This window comes from Acinetobacter sp. WCHAc060025, assembly GCF_004209355.1.
Classification (GTDB): domain Bacteria; phylum Pseudomonadota; class Gammaproteobacteria; order Pseudomonadales; family Moraxellaceae; genus Acinetobacter; species Acinetobacter wuhouensis.
The window spans coordinates 39,941-66,267 of record NZ_SGSX01000003.1 but is presented as its reverse complement, the minus strand read 5'-3'; the positions used below and the strand labels follow the sequence as shown (position 1 = coordinate 66,267).

Genomic DNA, 26,327 nt, shown 5'->3' with positions numbered 1-26,327 from the left:
CCCGAAGGCACATTTTTCTCAGTTTTTAACTTTATTTCGATTGTTCTTGTCCTTTGGTAATGTCAACTTTGAATAAATCCTTGGTTTTAATCCAACTGATCGCAACAACAGCCATGGTCATACAACCCCCGAAAACGGTTGCAGTAATCGTCCCTAGATATTTTGCAGCCAACCCCGATTCAAACGCACCGAGTTCATTACTGCTGGAAACAAACATGCCGTTGACCGCCGCAACACGACCACGCATATTCTCAGGTGGGTAAACTTGTAAAATAGTTTGACGAACCACAACTGAAATACTGTCGCATGCCCCAGTCATTGCTAAAGCAATCAATGAAAGCCACATACTGTTCGAGAATGCGAAGATGATGGTAAAAATCCCAAAGCCTGCAACAGCTAAAAGCATATTGCGCCATGCATGATGGGTAGGCGGAAACTTGGTTAATGCGATCATCGTGATAAGCGCACCAATGGATGGCGCTGCACGTAAGTAGCCTAAACCTTCAGGACCAACTTTTAAAATATCTTCAGCAAAGATCGGCAGTAGGGCAATCACACCACCAAATAGCACGGAAACTAAATCTAAAGAGATCGCCCAAAGGACGATTTTAGTTTTCCAAATGAAGCGGAAACCTTCGCTTAAGCTGTCTTTTAAATTACTCTGTTCCATTTTTGGAAAGGTTCTTTTCTTTAAGCGCGCAATAAGACAAAAACAGACAAATAGAAGTACGGCTACAGATAAAAGACTGTTTTCACGTCCTAACCATGCCAACATGAAACCGCCGAGCATTGGGCCAATAATGACGCCACTTTGCCATCCAATCGTAGTCCAAGTTGCACCATTGGCATATAACTCACGGGGAATTAAGAATGGTTTGAGAGAGGTTGCTGATGGATTATAAAAACCTCGAATCGTTCCTAAACCAAAAATTACTGTATAGATTCCCCATGACAAGGTATGAATACTGATTTGAGCGTGATCAAAACTATGGAATAACCACCACAGTACGAGTGGTAATGGAACTGAGAAAAATAGACAAATTTTCATAATCGTTTGTTTATTAAACTTATCTGCGAAATATCCACCCCAAAGTGACAGGGCGATAAATGGAATGGCTTCAGCCAAACCAATTAGACCGAGGGTCAAAGGATCTTTGGTAATTTGATAAAGTGAATAAGCCACGATAATTTCTTGGATTAAAATTGCCAGTGTTAAGCAAAATTGATTGATGGTGACAATTGAGAAATCTCGATAGCGGAGCGCAGCAAAAGCATCCTGTGCAGGGTTCATAACTGTCCAGTTTTATCATGATGTGACGATTATAAAGATTTATAAGCCTTTTTAATTGTCATCATGCGTGAAATTAACATCGGAAATTACATTAAGGAAATTTGAAATAGTCCGTAGTTTTGCTTTTGTTTTATACAGAGATGATTTAGAATATTGCCTCCCTTACCTGCAGGTCGTCTTCGCAATGGTGCGAACGTTCCGAACAGGTGTTTAAAGAGGTTGTTATGGCTAAGTTAAAAACTCGCCGTGGTGCAGCTAAGCGTTTCAAAGCGACTGCTAACGGTTTCAAGCGTAAACAAGCGTTCAAACGCCACATTTTGACCAAAAAATCTGCTAAACGTATTCGTCAATTGCGCGGTTGTGTCATGGTTCACGTAAGTGACATGAATTCAGTTCGTCGTATGTGCCCATACATCTAAGGAGATTATAAATGGCTCGTGTAAAACGTGGTGTACAGGCTCATCGCCGTCATAAAAAAATTCTTGCTCGTGCTAAAGGTTACTATGGTGCGCGTTCACGTGTTTATCGTGTAGCGTTCCAAGCGGTAATTAAAGCAGGTCAATACGCTTACCGTGACCGTCGTCAAAAGAAACGTCAATTCCGCGCTTTGTGGATTGCACGTATCAATGCTGGTGCTCGTCAAAATGGTTTGTCGTACAGCCGTATGATCGATGGCTTGAAAAAAGCTCAAGTGATCATCGACCGTCGCGTACTTGCTGACATCGCTATGCATGACTCAGTTGCATTTGCTGCTTTAGCTGAAAAAGCTAAAGGTGCATTGGCTGCTTAATCATCATTGATGATTTAAAAAAGACCGCTTTTAGCGGTCTTTTTTATTTTAAGAAAAATAATTCTAATGAGTTAAAAATAGCTATTCAGATTGTTCATTTGATTTAGGCAGTATTTTGTATAGTGCATATAAAAAAGCGATACCGAGTACAAAAATATTTCCCCAACGTACCGTAAAATATGCCAATGTCCATAAGGCGCAGTAACACCACAACATAAACCATAAAAACTTAATCAGCCCAAACCATTTGAAACCAGAAGATACTTCATTTAATTCAGGTTTCTCAGGTTCAATATTTTCTAAATTTGATGTTGACGCATCGCGTGAATTTTCTATTGTTTTTGAGGTGGAAACAAAAGGCATGTTTGATTGTGTTTGTGCATCGAGGGTTGCATTTTGATAATGGTTAGCTGAATGTTTTAAGATAATAGGAAGAAATTTCTCTACAATATTTGAGGCTTGAGAAAATTCAACTTTTTCATTACTTGCCATGTGCCAATAATCTGCATATTCATTTTTAGCATGAGATTCATTATTAAAGCGATGACGCAGTGCAGCCGCATTGATAATTAAATTACTCACATAATTTCGTTTTAAATTATACGGTAATAGGGGAAATTGTTCCTCTTTTTGATAGAGATTACCTTCATAGCAATTACTTTCTGTCAGTGGAACGGGAAAAGAACCATAGCGCTTTGAGATTTCAAAATCATAGACTTCTTTTTGATATTCCGCATAAAAAGATTGCCATGAAAGAGGCTGTAAATCCGCTAAAATTTTGTCTGAAAAATCAGGTGATACATCCATCAATACATAGTTTTCTACGCTATCATGATAATTATTATAGTTAGACTGTAATGGAAATTGATTCGGATCATATTCTTGCCATAGTGGTTTTTCATCAACATGAATGAGCACTTTAAATATTTGATTTGGGAAATGACAGACAATGCAAAAATTGTATTCACCTACATTAAAATCAAAGATTTGAGAATCAGTACGTGGCTGTAATACATCAGATGCAAAGTGTAAACTAATTTTATAAAGCCCCTGTACTTTGAGATGATTGAGTAAATGTGAAGCAGAACCTGCCAGTAAAGTACCTTTTTTAAGATCACGCAAAATAGGAAAATGAGTAAAGAGTAGAGGATGGCGATCTAAAATTTCTGAATCCACTGCGCCAGTTAAAAATTCATTTCCATAACTGACCAAAGCCACTTGGCGATAAGCTCTTTCAAAATGCATGTATTTTCCTGTTATTATATTTTCTGATCGTCATATAGCATGTGTGAAAAAATATGAGAAAACAATACCATTTTCGCCAAGTGGGTGACGATACTTGTATTTGGGATGTGCATCGCTTGGTTGAGTTAAGCCAAAACTTTCTAACAATTGAAATTCCGTTGATCGAAATTCGAGAATTGAATGAAAGCTACTGGTTTCCTGACATATATCCAACGACGCAACAAATTATTGATCATATTCAATTGGTTCAAGATGCTGATTTAAAATATCCGATTATTGTCTGTGCAGAAGGGCGCGTAATGGATGGAATGCATCGTGTTGCTAAAGCTAAACTACAAGGACAATTGACCATTCAAGCAGTCAAATTTGAAGTTACACCACAGCCAGATTTTATTAATGTTGATGCAGATGACTTGAATTATGACGATGACTAAAAGAAAGTCTTTGAAGCTAAATTACACAATATCAACATGAAATAATTGTCGAATTGAATTGCGCTCGCATACATTAAGGCTATCTCCAAATAAAAAGATAGGAAAAGAATAATGCGTGTAGAAATTGAAGGCGTTCCACAAGGTGCAATTGAAGTTGAGTTACAACTCCTGCCGAGAATCGGAGAAACCATTAAAGTGATGTATGGAGCAGATGCGGAAGTGAAGGGGGAAGTGACTGGTTTACAACATTATATCAACCAACATGCCAATGATCATAAAGTGATTCTCACTATTCGCCCTATTATTTCACCAGAGTAAAATTGTGATTCGAATTGCAAATCAAAATGATGTGCAACAAATTGCCCAAGTTCATGTGCAGAGTTGGAAAGAAACTTATATTGGTATAATTCGTCAACACGTCATAGATGAGTTAAGTGTAGAACAACGGATTCAACTTTGGCAAAAATTAGTCATTGATCAGAATCATCGAATCTTTGTATATGAACACGAAGGTCAAATTTTGGGGTTTTTAGATGGTTATTTAAATCCAAATAACAATATTGCTGAAATTAAGGCATTTTATTTTCTAAAAGAAATTAAAGGGCAAGGTATTGGTCGTACAATGTTTGAACAATTCTATCAGCTTGCGAATTCTGCACATTATCAGCGATTGCAATTGGGTGTGATTAATCAAAATCCCAGCCGTTATTTCTATGAGAAAATGGGTGGAAAAATGATGGGTGAAGATGAAATTCCTGAATATGGAAAGGGAATTTCCGAAGTATTTTATCAATGGGAACTACATAAAGCATAGAGCAATATAAGAATGATAGATTCACAATTTTTAATAGATTTACAAGAACAGATCAGAAAGGGTCAGCGTTTTAAATATCTATGTTTTTGGGGACATACACCAAAGCAGAAAAATGTTGTAGATAAAAGCTGTTTAAGTCAGTGGTTCCCTGCACATTTTGATGTTGATGATGTGCATTATCGAAATACGGAACAGTATATGATGGCGCAAAAGGCTAAGTTATTTGGTGATGATGAAATCTTTGAAAAAATTTTACAAACAACGAGTCCAAAAGAGATTAAGGCTTTGGGGCGTTTAGTCAAGAATTATCAAGACGATATTTGGATTGAACATCGTTATAAGATTGTGCTTCGAGGAAACGTGGAAAAATTTTCTCAAAATGTAGAATTAAAGCAATTTCTGCTTAATACTTCCAATAAGGTCATTGTTGAAGCATCACCTTATGACAAAGTATGGGGAATTGGATTATCTGCTGATGATGGAAATGCTGAAAAACCCTTACAGTGGAAAGGATTGAATCTACTAGGTTTTGCTTTAATGGATGTGAGAAAGCAACTCTAAGGTTGCTTTCTATTTGATTAACCCGACTAAATAATTACAAACCAAAATAATACGCGGCTAAGCAGATCAAAATCGTAATCACAATTAAAGCAAAAACACTGGTTTTCCCCGGTTTATGCTCACCACTTGGTTTGCTGTTAAAACTCTGACGTTGCTCCGTCTTTGTATTGAAATTGCTATTGTCAAAAGGCGATTCAACGACTTTGGGTGTTAATCGTGCTGTTTTATAGTGGTTTGCAATTTTGACAATAAACTTGGCTTTTAAATCTTCAAATTTCTGTAAAAAATGACGCAAATTCATCTGTTCTTCTGGACTGAGAATTTGTTCATTTTCATCATAAGGATGCTGTAGTTTTGTAGAAATAAAGCTTTCTAAAGCGTCAAAACGATAGAAAGTTTCATGTCCATAATCAGATTGGTAATCAGTTGGAAGTAATGAAAGTTTTACACTTGCATCATTTTCAACTTGATCATTATTTTCTAAGCCATAGTAAGGCAAATCTTTATTGATGGGTTCAACAAAGCCTTGTGCATATTTGCTATCAAATAATTCATTATCTGTATAAATTTGAATATCATCCCAATTGGGTTGTACCAAATCCTGTTCGATGCGTTTCACCAATTTAGCGTTAAGATCAAATCGCCAAAAAACTTCTGTACGAATGTTAGGACGTTGAGCTAATGGTGCTTCGTAGTCATTGTCTGCACTGTACCATTCAGCCAGTTCTTTACCGAAGATCCAAGCCGTTTTCTTTTGCTTATCGTGACTAACAATAAAATGTGGAATGGCTAAAAGCTCAACATTGGCATTTGGATTCTGTTCATCATTCAGCAAGCTTGAGCTATGTAAACTCAGACGATAGACGCCTTGTTTTTTTAAACCTTCCAGCCAAATTTGAAAATGTTGTGCTAACAAATGTTGCGTCATCAAATCACGAAAGCCAAAGGCATGCTGATTAAAAATGGCATGATTGACCCAGCGAGAGAAACCAATCTCTTGGGTTAAATATTCATTACCATAAGTCACAAGGGTAAGTTGTCGTTTCCAGATTTGATCGAGTGCCATTTGTTATAAATCTCAGTGACATTGAATCCATTTTATACTTTTTATAAATCAAAGTTCTAGCATTGCAACAGTATTCACACAGGGAAATTCACAATTTATTTGGAATAAGTGCTGTCTAATCGTATTTTTCATCAAGCGGAAACTTCATTCAACTGCATAAAAACTGTTAGAATATGCAGTTATATTATTTTTCTAAATTGTTGCTTTGAGAGTTACTATGTCACTGGAAGCCCTGACCACTGAAGCGCTCGCTGCGATTGCAGCAGCTCAAGACCTTGCTACACTCGATCAAGCTCGAGTGCAATTTACAGGGAAAAAAAGCCAGCTTGCGGAACAGTCGAAATCATTAGGTAAAATGGATGCAGAAGAGCGTAAAGTTTTTGGTGCGCAAATTCATGCCGTACGTGAAGCAATTACGACAGCACTCACTGAACGTCAAACTGAATTACAAAAAGCTGCACTAGAACAAAAACTTGCAAGCGAAACGATTGATATTACTTTGCCTGGACGAGGGCAAACTGTCGGTAGTATCCATCCTGTGACTCAAGTTCAAGAACGTATTTGCCAATTCTTTACCAAAGCAGGCTTTACCGTTGCGACAGGTCCAGAAGTTGAAGATGATTATCACAACTTTGAAGCATTGAATATTCCAGGACACCATCCTGCACGTGCGATGCATGATACTTTCTATTTTGATGCAAACCATTTGTTGCGTACGCATACTTCAGGTGTGCAAGTCCGTACTATGGAAAAGAATCAACCACCGATTCGTATCGTATGTCCAGGTCGTGTATATCGTTGTGACTCGGATCAAACCCATTCTCCAATGTTCCATCAAATCGAAGGTTTATACGTTGCTGAAAATACCAGCTTTGCTGAATTAAAAGGCTTGTTGGTCAATCTCCTCAATGAATTCTTTGAAAAAGATTTGAAAGTACGTTTCCGTCCATCTTATTTCCCATTTACAGAGCCAAGTGCTGAAGTGGATATTATGGATGAGCGTGGTAAATGGTTGGAAGTTTTAGGTTGCGGTATGGTGCATCCAAATGTACTCCAAGCTGCGGGAATTGATCCTGAAAAGTATAAAGGTTTTGCCTTTGGTTTAGGTGTAGAACGTTTCGCGATGTTGCGTTATGGCATCAATGACTTGCGTATGTTCTACCAAAATGATGTGCGTTTCTTACGCCAATTTGCTTAACAAGTTTATACCTCTCCCTGACCTCTCCTGAAAGGAGAGGGGTTGTCCATTGTGATGAGATGACGGGTACTTTGCTTTTAAAAGTGGAGTGAGAGGGGATTAGAAATTTAGAAATTATAGGTTTTTACGAAATGAAAATTAGCGAAAATTGGCTACGCACGTGGGTAAATCCTGCAATTGATAGCGAAGCTTTATCTGACCAGCTGACTATGCTTGGTTTAGAAGTTGATGATTTAACACCAGCAGCAAAACCATTTACAGGTGTAGTGGTTGGTGAGGTTCTTACTGTAGAGCAACATCCTGATGCAGATCGTTTACGTGTAACCACAGTCAATATTGGTTCGGGTGAACCATTGCAAATCGTTTGTGGTGCGCCAAATGTCCGTGCAGGGATGAAAGCACCTGTTGCAACGATTGGTGCAGTATTACCTGGTGATTTTAAAATCAAAAAGGGCAAACTTCGTGGCGTTGAGTCACAAGGAATGCTGTGCGGTGCTTCTGAAATTGATCTTGAAGATAAAATTGATGGTCTTTTAGAACTTCCAGATGATGCGCCTGTTGGTGTGAATATCCGTGAATATCTAAATCTTGATGATCATGTGATTGATATCAGTATCACACCAAACCGTGGTGACTGTTTCAGTATCCGTGGTATTGCCCGTGAAATTGGTGTGATTAACCAGTTGCCTGTGACTGCTCCTGAAATTCAAGAAGTTGCAGCGACAATTGCAGATCAAAAACAAGTTGTGATTACAACTGAAGGTTGCCCACGTTACTTAGGTCGTGTGATCAAAAATGTGAATACCAAAGCACCGACTCCTGCATGGATGGAACAAGCTTTAGCACGTTCAGGTATTCGTCAGCACAGTATTTTAGTAGATATTACCAACTATGTATTGATGGAACTCGGTCAGCCTTTACATGCTTTTGATGGTGGCAAGGTACAGGGTTCAGTTCATGTACGTCAGGCAACAGCAAATGAAAAGCTTGTATTGTTAAATGAACAAGAAGTTGAATTGTCTGAAAATGTCATGGTGATTGCTGATGACAGTAAAGCATTAGCAATTGCAGGAATCATGGGCGGTCTGTCTTCTTCTGTGACAGATGCAACTACTGAGATTTTCTTAGAATCAGCATTCTTCGCTCCACTTGCGATTGCAGGTCGTGCGCGTAGTTTTGGTTTACATACTGACGCATCGCAACGTTATGAACGTGGTGTAGATTTTGAATTACCAATGATTGCCATGCATCGTGCATCGCAATTGATTGCTGAACTTGCCGGTGGTGAATTTGGTCCGATTACTGTTGCTGAACAAGCAGCGTTATTGCCAACACGTGAAGCGATTGAATTGAATCAAGCGCAAGTGGATCAATTGCTTGGCTATAAAGTTGAATCAGATTTTATTACCGATGCTTTACAGCGTTTAGGTTGTAATGTAACCGTTAAAGCACAAGGTGAATGGACAGTTGTTCCGCCATCACATCGTTATGATATGGCAATTTATCAGGATTTGATTGAAGAAGTTGCGCGTATTCATGGCTATGACAATATTCAAATGAGCTTGCCAGTCATTGATGTGAGATTAGCAAAACATCAAGACCAGTTTGAATTACCACAATTACGCCAAACTTTGGTGGCTTTAGGCTACCAAGAAGCGATTAGCTTTAGCTTTGCAGATTTAAAACTTGAAAAGCAATTGAATTCACAAGTGAATCCTTTGGCATTGGCAAATCCAATCTCAAGTGATCTGGCTGTGATGCGTTCAACTTTACTTTCAAGCTTGATCCCTTGTGTGCAATACAATATCAATCGTCAGCAAAGCCGTGTGCGTTTCTTCGAGCTTGGTTTACGTTTTGATTATCAAAATGCACAAAATATTGATGATCTTAAACAGATCCCTACTTTGGCGATGATCGCTGTGGGGTCTAAGCAAGCAGAATCTTGGCATGCTAAGCCTCAAGCGATGGATTTCTTTGATTTAAAAGGTGAAGTTGAAGAAGTTTTAGCAGCAGGTCGCGTCCAAGTTGAGTATGTACGTTCTGAACGTGAATGGTTACATCCAGGGCAATCCGCTGAAATTTTGGTGAATGGTCAATCGATTGGTTATTTAGGTCGTTTGCACCCATCTTTAGAAAATGCACTCGATTTGGGCACAACTTGGGTTGCTGAGCTCGATCAATCGGCTGTTTTGCAAACTTATGTATCTAATTTTACAGAATTATCACGATTTCCATCGGTTAGACGTGATATTGCTCTTGTAATTAGTGATAAGATTAATGTCAGTGAAATTCAGCAACTTATCGAAAAGACTGGTGGAGAGTTACTCGACTCAAGTTGGTTATTCGATGTGTACACTGGGCAAGGGGTTGAACAAGGTAAGCGCTCATTGGCATTTGCATTGTTATGGCAACATCCAACTCGTACACTTGAAGATGCTGAAATTAAATCCGGTATGGATCATATTATTCAAGTGTTAGAAAGCACTTACCAAGCGACATTGAGGGCCTCATGACAGCATTAACAAAAGCAGAAATGGCTGATCATTTAAGTGAGCTTACGAGTTTAAATCGTCGTGAAGCGAAACAAATGGTTGAATTGTTCTTTGACGAAATTAGCCAAGCATTAATTGCCGGTGAACAAGTTAAACTTTCAGGTTTTGGTAACTTTGAACTACGTGACAAACGTCAACGTCCAGGTCGAAATCCAAAAACTGGAGAAGAAATTCCGATTTCAGCACGTCGAGTGGTAACGTTCCGTGCAGGTCAGAAATTCAGACAACGTGTAGGTACAGAACAAGAAGATTAATTTTCGATTCGTTATGTATAAATAAAAGCCCTGAGTATTTACTTGGGGCTTTTTTGTATGTGCGGAGCAAAGGTGAATATAATCGTTTTGAAGATCAGACTATTTGCAAAAGTTGGTTTTGAATAGATAGAGATCAATAATGAATGTTCTCTTTCCTTGCGGAGTGAGAATCAGTGTTTTGCAAGCGGGAGAAACTTCATTCTCTTGTGGAATTGTGCTCTTCATTTCTGAGCCATATATAGTTAATAGAAGTACACTTTTGGATACATTTTAAATATATAGTTTGAGTGCTTTATGAATTAGCCAAGAAGTTTATTGCTGTGTGAGTAAACTAGAGTATAGAGATATTTTTTATAGACATAAAAAAGAGAACCTAAGGTTCTCTTTTTTCTGATAATAATCTAAGTGATTATTATTGAGCAGCAGAAGCTGGAGCAGAAGCGTCAGCAACAGCAGCAGTAGCTTCAGAAGCAGCGTCAGTAGCAACTGCAGCAGCGTCAGTAGCAGAAGCAGCAGCAGCGTCAACAGCAGCAGTAGCTTCAGAAGCAGCTTCTACAGCTTGAGAAGCAGCAGCAGTTGCGTCAGCAGCAGCTTCTTCAGTTTTTTTAGCACAACCAACAAAAGCTAAAGTAGTAGCAACTGCAGCAGCAATAGCGATTTTTTTGAATAACATGGCATCACTCTCATAAATTAAATTGAGACAAAAAACCCAAGTTAGCCTGTTTATTGCTTTTTGCATGAGCAGTCTAACTGGTATGCGAATATGCTATCACTGCGCATTTTGAATTGCTACTGTCTAAATTAAAAAAACTGTCAAAAATGATGCAAAAATGATGGTTTTTTAACAGATATTTACAATTGATTTTGAGTTTTAGATTGGTTTATTAAAGGGTAAATACTTAAAAAACATGGGGAAAACTATTTATTAATTTTAATTTTCAAACATTTGCAACTTTGTGTTAAATCAAAACGCTGCAATTGTATATTTATGTAAATAATGTCAACCAAATAAAAAGGCTATCGTTATAGATAGCCTTTTTATCATTTTCTTTAAATTAGTTTGCCGCTTTACGCTTCATTTGATCAAAGAAATCATCATTGGTTTTGGTTTCTTTCATGCGATCTAGCAAGAATTCCATTGCTGCAAGTTCATCCATAGGGTGAAGTAATTTACGTAAAATCCAGACTTTACGTAGGTTTTCTTCGCTCATGAGACGTTCTTCACGACGCGTACCTGATTTTTTGATGTTCATTGAAGGGAAGACGCGTTTTTCAGCAATACGGCGATCAAGTGTAATCTCTTGGTTACCTGTACCTTTGAATTCTTCGTAAATGACTTCATCCATTTTACTGCCTGTTTCGATCAATGCAGTAGAAATAATGGTCAATGAGCCACCTTCTTCGATATTACGTGCAGCACCAAAGAAGCGTTTAGGGCGTTCTAATGCATGTGCATCTACACCACCAGTTAACACTTTACCTGATGATGGTACAACCGTGTTGTACGCACGTGCTAAGCGAGTGATTGAGTCGAGTAGAATGACGACATCTTTTTTGTGCTCAACGAGGCGTTTGGCTTTTTCAATCACCATTTCAGCCACTTGTACGTGACGCGCAGGTGATTCGTCAAATGTAGATGCAACAACTTCACCTCGAACTGTACGTTCCATTTCGGTTACCTCTTCAGGACGTTCGTCAATAAGAAGTACGATGAGGAAGCATTCTGGGTTGTTACGAACAATCGATTGCGCGATGTTTTGTAACAACATCGTTTTACCAGCTTTTGGTGGTGCAACAATGATTGAACGTTGACCTTTACCAATTGGCGCAATTAAATCGACTACACGTGCAGTTAAATCTTCAGAAGAACCATTACCCAATTCCATAACCAATTGTTCAGTCGGGAAAAGTGGGGTTAAGTTTTCAAATAAGATTTTATTACGTGAGTTTTCAGGTGTATCGTAGTTAATTTGGTTTACTTTTAATAATGCAAAGTAACGTTCACCTTCTTTCGGTGGGCGAATCGTACCTGTAATCGTATCACCTGTACGTAGGTTAAAACGACGAATTTGTGATGGGCTTACATAAATATCATCCGGACCAGCAAGGTAAGAACCCGCTGCTGAGCGGAGGAAGCCGAAGCCATCCGACAAAATCTCTAGAACACCATCACCAAAAATTTCTTCGCCATTCATTGCATGGCGTTTCAAGATGGCAAAAATGATGTCTTGCTTACGGTTACGCGCCATTCCTTCAAGGCCCATAAACTCAGCAATTTTAATGAGTTCGCCGATCGGTTTTTTCTTGAGTTCAGTTAAATTCATAGATGGTCAGATTGAATAAGGATGTGTGGAACACAGATAAAAGAGAAAAGAAGCAAAAGTCGTCCGCAGTGCAATCGTTGAGCTGAAAATGCATTTGAGCAAAAACAGACTCAGAAGCTATGTAGTTCTTTCGAGGAGAAATGTGTTAAACAATTTCTGTTGCCGAGCGGCGATCTTATGTGTTGTCTTTTAAGAAACAGGAAAAAGATAATCCTAATGTTCCTTGTGCATGAAATATAAGTGAGATCAATGTATTTGTCAAATTATAGTCAAAAAAATACGCTAGTTTTTCTAGCGTATTTTTGAATATTTAAAATTTTGCAGATCAGTACTGCAAAAATCTAAAATTAGATATTTTCATCAATGAATGAAGTCAATTTAGACTTTGGCACTGCACCGATTTGTTGTGCAACAACTTCACCGTTTTTGAACATTAATAATGCTGGGATATTACGGATGTTGTAGTTCACAGCAGTTTGTTCGCAAGCCGTTACATCAACCTTAACGATTTTAACTTTGCCTTCGTATTCATTAGAAAGGACTTCTAATACAGGTGCGATGGCTTTACATGGTGCACACCAACCTGCCCAGAAATCAACAATTACAGGAATGTCAGATTGAAGAACATCAGCGTCAAAGTTTGCATCAGTTGTATTTACGATATTGCCAGACATGGATTTTGCTCCAAAAATATTTTAAAGATGAATCTATCTATGGATATAAGTATTACACAGTCATCTTTAACAATGTAGGGGAATGCGTAAATTTTCAGGCGAATTGATTAAATTGTCCAATTGATGCTCACGATATTTACAATCGGAACTTTGAAAAAAGGGTGGTTTCTGTAACACAATTGTCATATATGCTGAAAAAATAATGACTCGTCAAATTGTCTAAATAAATGGCTTTTAAATTGCGTGCATGTGAATTAATCTAGGCAACAATTCAGTATGAGTTTGTATAAATAATGTCTGATTTTTTGATTGATGAAGAATTACTTGCTGCCATTGATATGGGGTCAAACAGTTTCCACTTGGCAATCGCACGTGTGGATCATGGTGAAGTTAAGAAAGTTGCTTCTATGTCAGAAAAAGTTCAGCTTGCTGCTGGATTGGATGAAAATAAGAATTTAACTGAAGCTGCACAACAGCGTGGTTTGGCGTGTTTAGCACGTTTTGTTGGGCGGTTGAGTTCTGTACAACCAACGCGTTTGCGTATTGTTGCGACCAATGCTTTGCGTCAAGCTAAAAATGGTCACGAATTTATTCAAAAAGCTGCCGAAATTTTACCAAAGCCAATTGAAATTATTGCAGGCCGTGAAGAAGCGCGTCTAATTTACTTAGGTGTTTCGCATACTATGGTCAATAGTGGTCGTCGTTTGGTGATTGATATTGGTGGTGGATCGACTGAGCTGATTATTGGTGAAGAGTTTGAACCGATCCATACCGAATCTTTGCAAATGGGTTGCGTTGCATTTACCAAAGCCTATTTCCCAGAAGGCGATATTAATAGTAAAGCCTTTGATAAAGCTGTAGTGGCAGCACGAAAAGAATTGACCTCAATTGCTAATACTTATAAAGCTGCTGGTTGGGATACGGTGGTTGGCTCAAGTGGAACAATCAAGGCTTGTCGTCAAATTGCGGTCAATATGGGGTGGAGTGATGAACAAGAAAACTTGACCCGTGAAGGCTTAGAAAAACTCAAAGAAAAAATGCTGAAATTCAAACATATTTCAGATATGGAGTTTGAAGGTTTAAAAGAAGATCGTCGAGCTGTTTTACCTGCAGGTGTTGCGATTTTGTATGCTGTATTCGAAGTACTAAATATTGATAAATTGGTTTACTCCGATGGCGCATTGCGTGAAGGGGTGATGTACGATCTTCTAGGGCGTTTTCAACATGAAGATGTCCGTGATCGTAGCGTACAAGCCATGATGGGGCGCTATGGCGCAGACCAAAAACAAGCAGAACGTGTAGTAGAAACCGCACAGCATTTATTTGATGGCGTGGCTGTTGCACTGAATTTAAACAGTGATGATAGTGATTTATTGCGTCGCGCTGCGTATTTACATGAAATCGGTTTAGCCATTAGTCACAGTGGTTATCATAAACATAGTGCTTATTTATTACAGCATTCTGACATTCCTGGTTTTTCGCAAATCGATCAAAACCATTTGTCACATTTGGTCGCTCATCATCGTCGTAAATTACGTCCAGATGCCAAATTAGATGTGCTCAAGGTCGGTAGTCACAAGCTTGTCTACTTATGCTTATTGCTTCGTCTTGCCGTTTTACTGAATCACAGCCGTAGCGATGAGATGCTTCCTGCCATTGAATTGACGGTGGATAATGAGCAACAATGGCATCTCAGCGTTTCTGGTGATGCCAAACAATGGCCACTGCTGGTTGCAGATTTGCATGATGAGCAAGTGCAATTTAAGCATTGGGACATTGCATTGAATATTCAGTCGGAACAGTTTATCGATTAACTTCAGGTCGGGTGATGATTGTCTGAGATCAGTCATGCAATATTACCCGAACCTAAACTTCCGAAGGGTGAACCCTCGGTAAATTAGGGATAATACTCGACTTATGAAAAGTAAAGCTGCTCAATCTAAAGCTTGGAAAACGGTTCAAATTGCACGTCATCCTGAACGTCCGCAATTTTTGGATTATGTAGGCGAAATTTTTACAGAATTTGATACCTTGCATGGTGATCGTCTTTATGGTGATGACGGTGCAATGGTCGGTGGTTTAGCACGTTTTAATGGTCAACCTGTGATGGTGGTTGGTCAGCATCGTGGTCGTAGTACCCGTGAAAAATTACAACATAACTTCGGTATGTGTAATCCAGAAGGTTACCGTAAGTCACAGCGTTTGCTTGATATGGCAGAGCGTTTCAATCTACCTGTATTTACTTTTATTGACACAATGGGAGCTTACCCAGGTGTTGGTGCGGAAGAGCGTGGTCAAGCAGAAGCGATTGCGACAAGCTTGGCTCAGCTTTCTAGTTTGAAAGTGCCTGTTATTGCGACCGTTTTAGGTGAAGGCGGTTCTGGTGGTGCACTCGGTATAGGTGTGGCTGACCGTGTGGTAATGCTTTCACACAGTATTTACTCTGTGATTTCACCAGAAGGTTGTGCATCCATTCTGTGGAAAACGGCTGAAAAAGCAGAACAAGCCAGCGAAGCACTTGCATTAACCGCAGACAAACTTCAAAAAATCGGTATTGTTGAATACGTGGTTGATGAAGGTGAGGGCGCGCATTTACATCCATTAGAAGTTATGGAAAAACTCAAGGATGTGTTACAACAAGCGCTTGATGAATTACAGCCTCTAACTGCGGAAGAACGATGCGAAGCACGTTATCAACGTTTAATGAAGTTTGGCAGCGACAACTTAGGACTCGCTTCTTAAAACAGCATTCTCAATTTGCTGAAAATACGCAATTTCTGATCGGATGTAGTGGTGGCATGGATTCCATGCTGTTGCTACATGTGATGTCTCAGCTTTTCCCCCATCAAATTCGTGCGATTTACGTCAATCATCAACTACAACAAGTCAGCGATGAATGGGCTGATTTTGTCGCTGAACAATGCACACAACTGAATATTCCTTATATCATTCAGCCTGTTCAAGTTGCTCAAGGTAATCTTGAAAATCAAGCACGCCAAGCACGCTATGATGCCTATCTACAACATTTAAAAGAAAATGAAGTTCTTGTTTTAGCACATCATCAACAAGACCAAGCTGAAACTTTATTGTTACGTCTATTCTCAGGCGCTGGTGTTGCTGGTTTGTCGGCAATGCAAGCCATTGATCAGCGTGATGATTTGACCATTTGGCGACCACTGTTAGATACGACGCGTGAGCAGATTTGCCAATGGGTAGCGCAATTACACATTTGCTATGTTGATGATCCTACGAACTTAGATACGCATCATGATCGTGCATGGTGTCGACATGAACTTTGGCATATTTTGCAAAGCCGTTATCCCAAAATGCAGCAAGCTTTGGCTCGAACCAGTTATCTAATGCAAGATGCGGATGAAATTCTCAATGAAGTTCTACAGCAAGATTTAAAGTTGTGTGGAAATGCTGAACAGCTTGATTTAGAAAAATTACAACAATTATCATTGGCACGACAAAGACAACTTTTATCCGCATGGATGAAAGGGCAGGATACTTATCGCCCCGCATTTGAAATGGTGCAACGCCTACAAGATGAAGTGATTTATTCAAAAACAGATTCGCAAGCGGCTTTACATTGGAATCAGTTTTATTATTTACGTTATCAAAATCAGCTTTATCGGATTGCACAAACACAATATTTGGCATCAAAGTCTAAGGAGTTGATTCCAATACAAGCGTTGCAATTACAGCTCCATCAACAGCTACAATTACCCGCTGGTAACTTTCAATTAGAACGTTCTAAAATAGGTTTGGCTTTTACATTGATTGGAAAACAACTGACATTGAAAGCACGTCAAGGTGGAGAGAAAATTCATCTATACGGTCGGGTCGGTGCTTGGCCATTGAAAAAAGCCATTCAAGATGCGCATATTTTTCCTTGGAAGCGTCATACAATTCAAATATTAAGTGTAGATAATGTTATGCTTGGTGTGTTTACACCAAATGGTTTTTGGTTGGCGCAATCTGAATATTGTGAAGTCGACGGTTGGCAACCAAATTTAATCTCAGCGTAACAAAACTAAGGTCGAGTGTGATTCATGAGTGCAGTGTTAAATTGTAATATTACTTTTATTGGTGGTGGAAATATGGCTCAAGCCCTGATTGGTGGCTTGTTGAGTCGTGGTTTACCTGCAACACGTATTACAGTTTCAGACCCCGTTGAAAAAGTTCGTGAATTACTCAAAGAAAAAGATGTGCATGTGACTGACGATAATGTTGCAGCGATTAAAGATGCCGATATTGTTGTATTTGCTGTGAAACCGCAAGTTTTAGGCACGGTGTTAAAACCATTAAACGGCTTATTTTCGAATAAATTGATTATTTCGATTGTCGCAGGTGCTGAAATCAAAACCATTTCAGACCTGACTGGCAATAATCGTATTGTCCGTGTGATGCCAAATACACCGGCTTTGGTGCAAACGGGTGCGCATGGTATGTATGCGAATGAAGAAGTTGAAACAAAAGATCGCGAGTTGGCGACTCAAGTTTTGGCTTCAACAGGTTTAACCATTTGGGTGGGTACAGAAGCGCAAATTGATGCTGTGACTGCGGTTTCTGGTTCTGGTCCTGCGTATTTTTTCTATATGATGGAAAGTATGATTCGTGCAGGTAAGAATATGGGCTTAGATGAAAAGGTGGCAACGGCTTTAACCTTGCAAACAGCACTAGGCGCTGCGCAAATGGCGATCACCAGTTCAAGTGCACCGTCAGAGTTGCGTAAAAATGTAACCTCACCAAATGGTACGACTCAAGCCGCGATCGAAGTATTTGATCGTGCACAAATTTCACAAAATATTCAAACAGCTTTGGCTGCTGCGCAAAAACGTAGTCAGGAATTGGCTGTAGAGTTAAGTGACAGCATTAAATAATTTTTTAATCATCGTTTTAAGCATATATTGATTTTTTAGGAACGTTCCAATATGGGTGCAAATTCTGCGCAAATTTTTGGCATTATCATTAACGTAGCGATTTTGCTCGTATTCTTTCGTTTTTTAATGCAGTTGGCGATGGTCAGTCCATACAATCCAGTGGTTTTGTCGACGGTCAAAGCAACTAAAATTGTGGATATGTTTAGCCGAATTTTCCCAACTTTAGCGAAAGGTCGTGTAAATACTGCTGCTTTGGTTTTAGTCGTTGTTCTATATCTGCTGAAGATTTTTGGCATGATGTACTTGCAAGGTGCGATACCGAATAGCCCTGTGCATTTAATTATTTTGACTTTTGTGACGATGATTCAGGATTTGATTCGTTTCTGCCGTTATTTAATTTTTGCAACGATTATCTTAAGTTGGGTGGTGATGTTTACACAGTCACGTTCACCTTATATTGAAGTGATTCAAGAGCTTGCTGAACCATTATTGGCGCCATTTCGTCGTATTATGCCCAATATGGGGATGATTGATTTATCTCCGATCTTGGCATTCCTAGCACTCTATGTTGCTGAAATCCTGATGAATGAAGTCGCTAAGGTTTTATTGACTGGTTTGTAATTCATTCTTGTATAAGTAGAAAAGGACTCGAAAGAGTCCTTTTTACTATTATTAGTTATTTAAAATAAATGAAGTATGAAAATAATGAGCAATAAAAATGATCCTATCTTTATGAATTTAGATAAGAAAGTTGACGGATACGAAAATACAATTCAATTGGCTGTAGGTTCACTTTCTATTTTCAAAAGCCAAATAGAGCAGTTATCTAAAGGTGATTTTGCTTGTGTGAAATTTTATATTCCAGAATATCAAGACGCTTCTCATGGTGCAAATATTTGGCTGATGAGTCCCTTTTTGAAGAGGGATTTTGTTATGCACAACCATTTGAGTTGCCAAAAGAATTTGAATGGATCCATGTGGGACAATGGTTGAAGTTTGCTGAAGAGGATTTATTGGATTGGTATATTTTATCTGAGAATGGGGAAATGAAAGGAGGTTATTCTTTACGTTATCAACGGTCGTTATTGTTAGAAGATGATAAGGCTGAATTTGATCAGCATATTGGCTTATCTAGATTTATTGATTGATTTTTGAAAAATGAATAAATAAAACGAAGCATTTGAGTTTTATGAAGAATAACTCTTTGAATATAAAAGAGGCACTTCTAAAAGCACCTCTTTTTAAAATTTTTATTTCAAAGTGAAAAGGTCGTTAAGGGATCAATGCGCCTCATCCCAATTACTGCCTTTACCTACTTCTACAACCAAAGGTACAGACAAGGTGCATACTTTTTGCATCACATCTTTGATTTGTTCAGCCAACTGATCTGCAATGGCTTCATCGACTTCAAACACCAATTCATCGTGTACTTGCAATAATAATTTAGCTTGATCATTTGGTAGGATTTTAGCCACTTCAATCATGGCCATTTTAATAATTTCAGCAGCAGAACCTTGCAGTGGAGCGTTAATCGCTGCACGTTCTGCACCTTTACGTACCATCATATTTCGTGCATCAATATCAGGTGTATATAAGCGACGTCCTGTAATGGTTTCAACAAAACCTTGTTCCAAAGCGACTTGACGCGTACGTTGCATATACTCGTAAATACCAGGATAGCGATGGAAATATTGTTTGATATAATCTTGCGATTCTTGGCGAGTAAAACCAAGCTGACGAATCAAACCAAATTCTGACATACCATAAAGAAGACCGAAGTTGACTGCTTTGGCTTGACGACGCTGATCTGAAGTTACATCTTCAAGTGCTACACCCAAGACTTCTGAAGCGGTACGACGATGGACATCTTGACCATGCTTAAAGGCATCGACTAAGGCATCATCTTGAGAGAAATGTGCCATTAAACGCAATTCAATTTGAGAATAATCGGCTGCGAGCAGTACACGTCCTTTCGGTGCGATAAATGCTTTACGAATTTGACGGCCAATTTCCTCACGAACTGGAATATTCTGTAAGTTTGGATCAGTCGATGACAAGCGCCCAGTCGCTGTTAAAGCTTGGTGATAACTGGTATGCACACGATGAGTATCATTATTGGCTTGCTTCACTAAAGCTTCTGTATATGTGCTTTTGAGCTTGGTTAAGCCACGATATTCAATGATCAAAGCTGTAATTGGATGGTCAATTTTTTCTAAAACCGCTTCCGAAGTACTGTATTGACCCGTTGCAGTTTTCTTACCACCTTTTAAACCGAGTTTTTCGAACAGTATTTCACCAACCTGCTTCGGTGAGGCAACGTTGAATGATTCACCCGCAATTTCAATAATCTGATTTTCCAAATTTTGAATGGTTTCTGCAAAATCGACACTGAGTTGATCTAAGAAAGTTAAATCTAGCTCAATCCCATTTTCTTCCATTGTCGTTAAAACACTGGCAACAGGCATTTCAATATTGTGCAAAATTCCACTCAGTTCAGGAATTTCTTTCAGTTTGCGATCGAGAACTTCATATAAGCGATAAGTGACATGGGCATCTTCAGCTGCATAGTGTGCGGCCGTTTCAAGCTCAATTTGATTAAAGGTTTTTTGTTTTGCACCTTTACCCGCAACTTGTTCATAGGTTGTAGTCAAATGGCTGAGGTAAACACGTGCCACATCATCCATACCATGACGTGTAGCTACAGCATTTAGTACATACGATGCCAACATCGTATCGAAATACCAACCTTGTAAATGGATGCCGTGATTCTCAAAAATATGCGCATCGTATTTTAAATGATGCCCAATTTTTTCAACTTTTGGATCTTCTAAAATAGGTTTGATTTGCTGAATGATGATTTCACGATTGAGTTGTTCAGGTGCACCTTCATAGTCATGCGCAAGTGGAATGTAATAAGCATCTTTGGCATCGAAAGCCACTGAAAAACCGACCATTTCAGCAACACGATAATCTAAACTTGTGGTTTCAGTATCAATTGCAAAACGCTTTTCAGTGCTTAAACGTTGGAATAATTTGTCCCAATCTGCTTGAGTCAAAACGGTATGGTAATTTGCCTCACCTAAACGGTCATCAACACTCGAACTGATTGCTTGATCTGGTGTTGCTTCTGATACTTGTTCAGTTTTGGCAATTTCTTTCGTGGTTTGTTTATAGACTGAACTGTTTGGATTATTCGGATGATCAAGTGATTGTAATTGGTTACGGAACTCAAGTTCAGTATAGAGATTACGAAGCTTTTCAACATCTGGATCAGCCAGTTTTAAATCGTCATAAGTCAGATTTAAATCTAAGTCGATAACAATACTTGCAAGTTGGTGATCGAGTGCAATCCCTTCAACATTGTCTTTAATATTTTGACCAACTTTACCTTTAATATTATCGACATTTTCTAAAATGCCACCAATCGAATCATATTCATTTAAAAGTTTTGCAGCCGTCTTAGCACCTACACCTGGCACACCACGGATACCATCAGAGGCATCGCCCATGAGGGTTAAATAATCAATAATTTGATCAGGACGGACACCAAATTTTTCAATGACACCATCCACATCCATTGGTTTATCTTTAAAGCTGTCTTCCAAGGTCACTTTGTCAGTGACAAGTTGCGCCATGTCTTTGTCACCAGTTGAAATCAAAACTTGGTGACCAGCGGCTTCGGCACGTTTGGCTAATGTTCCAATAATATCATCAGCTTCAGCACCCGGAAGCATGTGTAAAGGAATGCCAAGCGCACGAATTAATGCATGTAAATACGGAATTTGCTGAGAGAGCTCGTCAGGCATACTTGGACGATCACCTTTATAAATCGGTGAAAGCTCATGACGGAAAGTTGGCTCAGCGGTATCAAAAATTACAGCCATGTGCGTTGGCTGAACGCGACGCATCAATTTTTGAATTGCAGAAATTGCCCCACGAATCGCATTGGTCTGTAATCCAGTTGATGTGGTTAAAGGTGGGAGTGCGTGAAAGGCACGAAATAAAAAGTATGACCCATCGACCAATACAAATGGTGGCATTGATAAATTCCTAATCCAAATAACCGCTTTATTGTACGTGATTTTTCGCTATTGCGAAGCGACAACGGTCATCCTTGTGTTACTGAATATCTGATGAATACATGCAATGTCATCACATGACTGTTGTATCATCAAATGACTCAGGACAGAGAAAGAGCAAATATGCTGAAAGGGCAGAGTGAAATTCGCATTATTTGGTTGATGATGCTGATGATTATCGCAGTCAGTGCATGGTTTTTTGATACAAAAATCGTGACTTATATCTGTGGCTTGGCATTTGTTATGAGTGTGATGCACTATGTCGATGCCATTCAAAATCCAATGCAAGAGATTGCATCTAAAACTCAGATTCCATTGCAGAATACCTCGAAAGTCCCGCTTTATATTTCTTCGATTGTCTCTGTTGTAGGATTAACCCTACATTTTAGTTGGTTGGTCGGTTTGGGTTTAACCGCTTGGATTTTCTTTTTCCTACGATGGCTCAGGCGTTTAGAGCGTTATTTAAGTCAAGTTCAAATGCAATTACAGCGTTTACAGTCTTCAGTTGATTTACCATTTAAAACTGATCATTCAGCACATCAATCTCTTCAACATGCTCCAATTACTTCAGTAGATCGTTCGTCAACAGATAGCTTAATGACACAAGTTCGACAATGGATTTTTCAAGGTAATCCCGTGTTAAAAGTTGCCATTCTAGTTTTGGTGATCGGGATTGTGCTATTGCTGCGCTTTGCCACGGAACATTGGCAACTGAGTCTGGCGGTTAAACTTGCCATTGTTGCTTTGGTGAGTATTGGCATCACGGGATTAGGTTTTATTTTACAAAATAAAAATCGTAGTTTTGCTTTAGCATTGGAAGGGCTAGGCTTGGCAGGACTTTTTCTGACTTTATTCTTTGCCTATTACAATCAAGTGATTCCCAATATTTTCATCGCAGGAATATGTTTTGCAGTCATCATGCTTGTGACTTTGGGATTAAGTCTAAAACAGCAAAGTATCGAATTGGCTTTAATGGCAATGCTCATTGCCTATATTGCGCCTTTTACTTTACCTATTCGTAGTGCAACAGCAACCGAGCTAGTTGCCTATTATTTGGTGATTAATATTGCGATTGCGATATTGAGTACACTGCGACCTTGGAAATACCTGAATCAAATTGGTTTTTTAGTGACCGCTATTGTTGGTGGTGCTTATGTTTTTTATCATGGTTATGCACAAGAAAAATCACGATTAACACTTTTAGTTATCGCGAATATTGCAATCTTTGTTTGGTTGGGATTTAGATTTAGTCAATTAATTGCGAAACAAGATATTGAACAATTCAAATTGAAGCCTAGCCTAGATATTGCGTTAATTTTCGGTGCGCCAATCATCGGTTTTCTGTGCTTATATTTGATGTATTTTCATCAGGAATGGCATCTAGCCAGTTTTAGTTTAGCTTTTTCTGTTGTTTTCATCATTATTTATCAACTTTCAAAACGTAATCAATCCATTCAGTTGATTTCTCAAAGTTTTTTTAGTTTGGCTTTGATTTTCCTTGCTTTAATCCCACCGATTCTTTTGCATGGACAATGGAGTGTTGTCGGTTGGGCGATTGAAGGTTTATTGATTTTTGCTTTTGCACTATATCAACAATCCAATATTAGCCGTTATATGGCTATGGCATTGCTGATCGTGGCGGGTTGTTCGAGCCTGTATTATTTAGTTGAATTGGCAAATTTTCCAACCACCATGTATTGGTGTTTAAGTCTAAGTTATGTTGCTGTCGTAGTTTTAGCCAATAGTCGTGCTGATTTTCAAAAGCAAATTAGTGCGATGACAACCTTATTTTTAAGTGTGTTAATGCTGTCTGCAACCACAATGATGCTGTATTTATTATTGGATTATTTTGAAGGTGGCAATCAATATATTTATAGTTTACTGGTTCTGAGTTTTGGCTATTTAGTCTTGAATGAAGTGTTATTAAAGCTTCAAACCGCTTGGACATGGCTCATTCCTAAATGGATCGGTGTTATTCCGCTGTATGTTTTTGCATTGATTCTCATTCTAGATATCAGTCAAAATGGCGTGATACTTTGGAATAACTCTGTTGAGCGGTGGGGGATGCTTGTTTCGGGCGTGTTATTGACATGGATTTGGTTAAGACCTTTACGTGGGATTCGCCTTGAAAATGAATGGGTAAGCTTGGGTGTTTTGACTAGCCTGAGCCTTGCTAGTTTAAGTCTGATTCCGAGTATGCCTTATATCAGTGTGGTGATTTTGCCGTTACTATTTTGCGGATGGTGTTTCTTCCAAAAGAATGCTGAATGGGTGATGTTTTGGCAAACACGTAGCAGTTTAGCGTTGATGTTGCTGTGGATGGTTTGTTCGCAATTATTTTCGCAACAAGCATTTCAAGCCTATTTATTACCTATACTGAATCCATTCGATTTAGTTAGCATTGCAATATTGATCGGTTTTTTATGGATGCTAAATTTACAAGTCAAGCAACAATATCAACAAGGCATGGATCAAGGGATTTTGGCGGTACTTTCTGTACTTAGCGTGTTGTGGCTCAGCAGTTATATTTTACTACGTGCTTTGCATGTGTATTTTGCGACACCGTATAACGATTTAAGTTTGTGGCAAGATGCAACAGTACAACTGAGTTTAACTTTGCTGTGGGTCAGTTTGGCTTTTATTGCCATGAGTTATGCAACTCGAAAAGTTATTCGCCCTTTGTGGATTTTGGGTGGCAGTATTCTTGTCATTGTGACATTGAAATTGGTGTTATTTGATCTTTCTCATATAGGAACTTTAACACGTGTGATTTCTTTCTTGGGTGCTGGTTTTATTATGTTAATTATTGCTTATATTGCACCAATTCCAGAGCTAAAAGAAAATTAAGTCGTTGTGATAATAGATAAAACAAAAAAGCATCTAGAGGTCTAGATGCTTTTTTGATGGATTGAAAATATTAAAGAATTTCAATTGCAACCGCTGTTGCTTCACCACCACCGATACACAATGCCGCAATACCTTTTTTACCGCCTGTGCGTTTTAAAGCATGGATCAGAGTTAAAATAATGCGTGAGCCTGTTGAACCGACTGGGTGACCCAAAGCACATGCACCACCGTTGATATTGACTTTTTCAGCATCTAATTTAAATTCATCCATTGGACACATAGTCACCATAGCAAAAGCTTCATTGATTTCCCAAAGGTCAACGTCTTGAGTATCCCAACCTGTTTTATTTAACACTTTTTGGATTGCACCAACAGGTGCGATGGTAAATTCAGAAGGATGTTGTGAATTCGATGCATAAGCGACAATTTTCGCCAAAGGATTTAAACCTTTTGATGCAGCATGTTCGGCAGAAGTTAGCACTAAAGCTGATGCGCCGTCTGAAATTGAGCTGGCATTTGCTGCTGTAATTGTTCCATCTTTTGCAAAAGCAGGGCGTAAAGTTGGAATTTTTTCAATATTGGCATTAAACGGCTGTTCATCTTGGTCAACAACCACATCACCTTTACGACCAGAAATGGTTACAGGCACGATCTCATCTTTAAACCAACCTTCGGTAATGGCCTTTTGTGCACGTTGTAAAGAACGAATCGCAAAATCATCCATCTGTTGGCGGGTATAGCCTTTGTTATTTGCCATATCTTGAGCAAAAGAACCCATTAAGCGACCTGTTTCAGCATCTTCTAGACCATCAAAGAACATATGGTCTTTCACTTCGCCGTGACCCATACGTAAACCGCCACGCGCTTTTGGAAGTAAATAAGGTGCATTGGTCATGGATTCCATACCACCTGCAACAATCACTTCTGCCGAGCCAGCTTTGATCGCATCAGCAGCTTGCATCACTGCTTTCATACCAGAACCACATAATTTGTTAATGGTGACTGCACCAGTAGAATCAGGTAAGCCCGCTTTACGCATTGCTTGACGCGCAGGACCTTGTTTTAAACCTGCTGGAAGTACACAACCCATAATGACTTCTTGCACATCACTTGCTTGTAATCCAGAACGAGTAATGGCTTCTTTGATTGATGCAGCACCCAGTTCAGGGGCAGTTGCACTCGCAAGACTACCTTGAAAGCCACCCATTGCAGTACGTGCACCATTGACAATTACGATGTCAGTCATTGTTCTAATCTCCACTTGATTATTCTGAGAATGTATCCAAACTTAAGCAGTATATAAAAATAAATT

The 26,327-nt window shown here is 38.9% G+C and carries 25 protein-coding genes; 17 read left to right on the top strand and 8 right to left on the bottom strand.

Going from position 1 to position 26,327, the window contains the following annotated elements; genetic code table 11:
- Positions 1-31 precede the first annotated feature (31 nt).
- On the bottom strand, positions 32-1,291 hold the full coding sequence (locus EXE09_RS03165) for an MFS transporter (protein WP_130116320.1): 1,260 nt from the start codon (positions 1,289-1,291) through the stop codon (positions 32-34).
- Positions 1,292-1,515: 224 nt separating this feature from the next.
- On the opposite strand from EXE09_RS03165, the gene rpmI reads away from it, so the two are divergent.
- Both rpmI and rplT read left to right on the top strand, forming a co-directional pair.
- Positions 1,516-1,710 (top strand): 50S ribosomal protein L35, encoded by a 195-nt coding sequence (gene rpmI, locus EXE09_RS03160; protein WP_002054552.1) that lies wholly within the window; start codon positions 1,516-1,518, stop codon positions 1,708-1,710.
- Between the two features lie 11 nt (positions 1,711-1,721).
- The gene (rplT, locus tag EXE09_RS03155; protein WP_004723060.1) at positions 1,722-2,081 is read left to right on the top strand and encodes a 50S ribosomal protein L20; all 360 of its coding nucleotides are present in this window, start codon (positions 1,722-1,724) and stop codon (positions 2,079-2,081) included.
- Between the two features lie 81 nt (positions 2,082-2,162).
- Here the strand turns inward: rplT and EXE09_RS03150 are convergent, their stop codons facing one another.
- The gene (locus EXE09_RS03150; protein WP_130116319.1) at positions 2,163-3,326 is read right to left on the bottom strand and encodes a hypothetical protein; all 1,164 of its coding nucleotides are present in this window, start codon (positions 3,324-3,326) and stop codon (positions 2,163-2,165) included.
- A gap of 53 nt (positions 3,327-3,379) precedes the next feature.
- On the opposite strand from EXE09_RS03150, the gene EXE09_RS03145 reads away from it, so the two are divergent.
- The 4 genes from EXE09_RS03145 to EXE09_RS03130 all read left to right on the top strand — a co-directional run bounded on the left by EXE09_RS03145 (position 3,380) and on the right by EXE09_RS03130 (position 5,135).
- A complete protein-coding gene (locus tag EXE09_RS03145) occupies positions 3,380-3,760 on the top strand; it encodes a hypothetical protein (protein ID WP_130116318.1) in 381 nt (126 codons plus the stop codon).
- Positions 3,761-3,871: 111 nt separating this feature from the next.
- The gene (locus EXE09_RS03140) at positions 3,872-4,078 is read left to right on the top strand and encodes a hypothetical protein (protein WP_068972882.1); all 207 of its coding nucleotides are present in this window, start codon (positions 3,872-3,874) and stop codon (positions 4,076-4,078) included.
- Between the two features lie 4 nt (positions 4,079-4,082).
- Positions 4,083-4,574 (top strand): GNAT family N-acetyltransferase, encoded by a 492-nt coding sequence (locus EXE09_RS03135; RefSeq protein WP_068972883.1) that lies wholly within the window; start codon positions 4,083-4,085, stop codon positions 4,572-4,574.
- A gap of 12 nt (positions 4,575-4,586) precedes the next feature.
- Positions 4,587-5,135: an NADAR family protein gene (locus EXE09_RS03130; RefSeq protein ID WP_130116317.1), complete on the top strand. Its 549-nt coding sequence runs from the start codon at positions 4,587-4,589 to the stop codon at positions 5,133-5,135.
- Between the two features lie 34 nt (positions 5,136-5,169).
- Here the strand turns inward: EXE09_RS03130 and EXE09_RS03125 are convergent, their stop codons facing one another.
- A complete protein-coding gene (locus EXE09_RS03125; protein WP_130116316.1) occupies positions 5,170-6,201 on the bottom strand; it encodes a hypothetical protein in 1,032 nt (343 codons plus the stop codon).
- 217 nt (positions 6,202-6,418) lie between these two features.
- Here EXE09_RS03125 and pheS point away from each other — a divergent pair, with 217 nt between their 5' ends.
- The 3 genes from pheS (at position 6,419) to EXE09_RS03110 (ending at position 10,205) form a co-directional block, all read left to right on the top strand.
- Positions 6,419-7,399, top strand: a complete 981-nt coding sequence (gene pheS / locus EXE09_RS03120; RefSeq protein WP_130116315.1) for a phenylalanine--tRNA ligase subunit alpha — start codon at positions 6,419-6,421, stop codon at positions 7,397-7,399.
- Between the two features lie 131 nt (positions 7,400-7,530).
- Positions 7,531-9,912, top strand: coding sequence for a phenylalanine--tRNA ligase subunit beta (pheT, locus tag EXE09_RS03115; RefSeq protein ID WP_130116314.1), 2,382 nt, complete (start codon positions 7,531-7,533; stop codon positions 9,910-9,912).
- A complete protein-coding gene (locus EXE09_RS03110; RefSeq protein ID WP_004723042.1) occupies positions 9,909-10,205 on the top strand; it encodes an integration host factor subunit alpha in 297 nt (98 codons plus the stop codon). Before pheT ends, EXE09_RS03110 begins: the two co-directional genes overlap by 4 nt.
- Before the next feature lie 412 nt (positions 10,206-10,617).
- Here the strand turns inward: EXE09_RS03110 and EXE09_RS03105 are convergent, their stop codons facing one another.
- The 3 genes from EXE09_RS03105 to trxA form a co-directional block, all read right to left on the bottom strand.
- On the bottom strand, positions 10,618-10,878 hold the full coding sequence (locus EXE09_RS03105) for a hypothetical protein (protein WP_130116313.1): 261 nt from the start codon (positions 10,876-10,878) through the stop codon (positions 10,618-10,620).
- 382 nt (positions 10,879-11,260) lie between these two features.
- Entirely contained in the window at positions 11,261-12,529 is a 1,269-nt protein-coding gene (gene rho, locus EXE09_RS03100; protein ID WP_068972889.1) for a transcription termination factor Rho, read from the bottom strand.
- 347 nt (positions 12,530-12,876) lie between these two features.
- Positions 12,877-13,203, bottom strand: coding sequence for a thioredoxin (trxA, locus tag EXE09_RS03095; protein WP_068972890.1), 327 nt, complete (start codon positions 13,201-13,203; stop codon positions 12,877-12,879).
- A 293-nt stretch (positions 13,204-13,496) separates the two neighbouring features.
- On the opposite strand from trxA, the gene ppx reads away from it, so the two are divergent.
- From ppx to EXE09_RS18705, 7 genes are all read left to right on the top strand, one after another.
- The gene (gene ppx / locus EXE09_RS03090) at positions 13,497-15,017 is read left to right on the top strand and encodes an exopolyphosphatase (protein WP_068972891.1); all 1,521 of its coding nucleotides are present in this window, start codon (positions 13,497-13,499) and stop codon (positions 15,015-15,017) included.
- A 103-nt stretch (positions 15,018-15,120) separates the two neighbouring features.
- Positions 15,121-15,945: an acetyl-CoA carboxylase carboxyltransferase subunit alpha gene (locus tag EXE09_RS03085; protein ID WP_068972892.1), complete on the top strand. Its 825-nt coding sequence runs from the start codon at positions 15,121-15,123 to the stop codon at positions 15,943-15,945.
- Positions 15,882-17,234, top strand: coding sequence for a tRNA lysidine(34) synthetase TilS (gene tilS, locus EXE09_RS03080; RefSeq protein ID WP_130116312.1), 1,353 nt, complete (start codon positions 15,882-15,884; stop codon positions 17,232-17,234). Before EXE09_RS03085 ends, tilS begins: the two co-directional genes overlap by 64 nt.
- A gap of 24 nt (positions 17,235-17,258) precedes the next feature.
- A complete protein-coding gene (gene proC / locus EXE09_RS03075; protein ID WP_130116311.1) occupies positions 17,259-18,089 on the top strand; it encodes a pyrroline-5-carboxylate reductase in 831 nt (276 codons plus the stop codon).
- Between the two features lie 51 nt (positions 18,090-18,140).
- Positions 18,141-18,710 (top strand): YggT family protein, encoded by a 570-nt coding sequence (locus tag EXE09_RS03070; protein ID WP_130113349.1) that lies wholly within the window; start codon positions 18,141-18,143, stop codon positions 18,708-18,710.
- 84 nt (positions 18,711-18,794) lie between these two features.
- Complete coding sequence (locus tag EXE09_RS18710) at positions 18,795-19,082, top strand: hypothetical protein (protein WP_165382029.1); 288 nt, start codon at positions 18,795-18,797, stop codon at positions 19,080-19,082.
- The gene (locus EXE09_RS18705; protein WP_165382028.1) at positions 19,067-19,237 is read left to right on the top strand and encodes a DUF2314 domain-containing protein; all 171 of its coding nucleotides are present in this window, start codon (positions 19,067-19,069) and stop codon (positions 19,235-19,237) included. Before EXE09_RS18710 ends, EXE09_RS18705 begins: the two co-directional genes overlap by 16 nt.
- Before the next feature lie 132 nt (positions 19,238-19,369).
- Here EXE09_RS18705 and polA read toward each other — a convergent pair whose 3' ends face one another.
- Positions 19,370-22,129 (bottom strand): DNA polymerase I, encoded by a 2,760-nt coding sequence (gene polA / locus EXE09_RS03060; RefSeq protein ID WP_130116309.1) that lies wholly within the window; start codon positions 22,127-22,129, stop codon positions 19,370-19,372.
- Positions 22,130-22,291: 162 nt separating this feature from the next.
- On the opposite strand from polA, the gene EXE09_RS03055 reads away from it, so the two are divergent.
- Complete coding sequence (locus tag EXE09_RS03055; RefSeq protein WP_130116308.1) at positions 22,292-25,015, top strand: DUF2339 domain-containing protein; 2,724 nt, start codon at positions 22,292-22,294, stop codon at positions 25,013-25,015.
- Between the two features lie 70 nt (positions 25,016-25,085).
- Here EXE09_RS03055 and EXE09_RS03050 read toward each other — a convergent pair whose 3' ends face one another.
- The gene (locus EXE09_RS03050) at positions 25,086-26,261 is read right to left on the bottom strand and encodes a thiolase family protein (RefSeq protein ID WP_130116307.1); all 1,176 of its coding nucleotides are present in this window, start codon (positions 26,259-26,261) and stop codon (positions 25,086-25,088) included.
- Positions 26,262-26,327 lie beyond the last annotated feature (66 nt).

Bases quoted from the DNA above. Each gene is read 5' to 3' on its own strand.
- EXE09_RS03165 (WP_130116320.1), bottom strand. From the start codon at position 1,291: ATGAACCCTGCACAGGATGCTTTTGCTGCGCTCCGCTATCGAGATTTC.
- rpmI (WP_002054552.1), top strand. From the start codon at position 1,516: ATGGCTAAGTTAAAAACTCGCCGTGGTGCAGCTAAGCGTTTCAAAGCG.
- rplT (WP_004723060.1), top strand. From the start codon at position 1,722: ATGGCTCGTGTAAAACGTGGTGTACAGGCTCATCGCCGTCATAAAAAA.
- EXE09_RS03150 (WP_130116319.1), bottom strand. From the start codon at position 3,326: ATGCATTTTGAAAGAGCTTATCGCCAAGTGGCTTTGGTCAGTTATGGA.
- EXE09_RS03145 (WP_130116318.1), top strand. From the start codon at position 3,380: ATGAGAAAACAATACCATTTTCGCCAAGTGGGTGACGATACTTGTATT.
- EXE09_RS03140 (WP_068972882.1), top strand. From the start codon at position 3,872: ATGCGTGTAGAAATTGAAGGCGTTCCACAAGGTGCAATTGAAGTTGAG.
- EXE09_RS03130 (WP_130116317.1), top strand. From the start codon at position 4,587: ATGATAGATTCACAATTTTTAATAGATTTACAAGAACAGATCAGAAAG.
- EXE09_RS03125 (WP_130116316.1), bottom strand. From the start codon at position 6,201: ATGGCACTCGATCAAATCTGGAAACGACAACTTACCCTTGTGACTTAT.
- pheS (WP_130116315.1), top strand. From the start codon at position 6,419: ATGTCACTGGAAGCCCTGACCACTGAAGCGCTCGCTGCGATTGCAGCA.
- pheT (WP_130116314.1), top strand. From the start codon at position 7,531: ATGAAAATTAGCGAAAATTGGCTACGCACGTGGGTAAATCCTGCAATT.
- EXE09_RS03110 (WP_004723042.1), top strand. From the start codon at position 9,909: ATGACAGCATTAACAAAAGCAGAAATGGCTGATCATTTAAGTGAGCTT.
- EXE09_RS03105 (WP_130116313.1), bottom strand. From the start codon at position 10,878: ATGTTATTCAAAAAAATCGCTATTGCTGCTGCAGTTGCTACTACTTTA.
- rho (WP_068972889.1), bottom strand. From the start codon at position 12,529: ATGAATTTAACTGAACTCAAGAAAAAACCGATCGGCGAACTCATTAAA.
- trxA (WP_068972890.1), bottom strand. From the start codon at position 13,203: ATGTCTGGCAATATCGTAAATACAACTGATGCAAACTTTGACGCTGAT.
- ppx (WP_068972891.1), top strand. From the start codon at position 13,497: ATGTCTGATTTTTTGATTGATGAAGAATTACTTGCTGCCATTGATATG.
- EXE09_RS03085 (WP_068972892.1), top strand. From the start codon at position 15,121: ATGAAAAGTAAAGCTGCTCAATCTAAAGCTTGGAAAACGGTTCAAATT.
- tilS (WP_130116312.1), top strand. From the start codon at position 15,882: ATGCGAAGCACGTTATCAACGTTTAATGAAGTTTGGCAGCGACAACTT.
- proC (WP_130116311.1), top strand. From the start codon at position 17,259: ATGAGTGCAGTGTTAAATTGTAATATTACTTTTATTGGTGGTGGAAAT.
- EXE09_RS03070 (WP_130113349.1), top strand. From the start codon at position 18,141: ATGGGTGCAAATTCTGCGCAAATTTTTGGCATTATCATTAACGTAGCG.
- EXE09_RS18710 (WP_165382029.1), top strand. From the start codon at position 18,795: ATGAGCAATAAAAATGATCCTATCTTTATGAATTTAGATAAGAAAGTT.
- polA (WP_130116309.1), bottom strand. From the start codon at position 22,129: ATGCCACCATTTGTATTGGTCGATGGGTCATACTTTTTATTTCGTGCC.
- EXE09_RS03055 (WP_130116308.1), top strand. From the start codon at position 22,292: ATGCTGAAAGGGCAGAGTGAAATTCGCATTATTTGGTTGATGATGCTG.
- EXE09_RS03050 (WP_130116307.1), bottom strand. From the start codon at position 26,261: ATGACTGACATCGTAATTGTCAATGGTGCACGTACTGCAATGGGTGGC.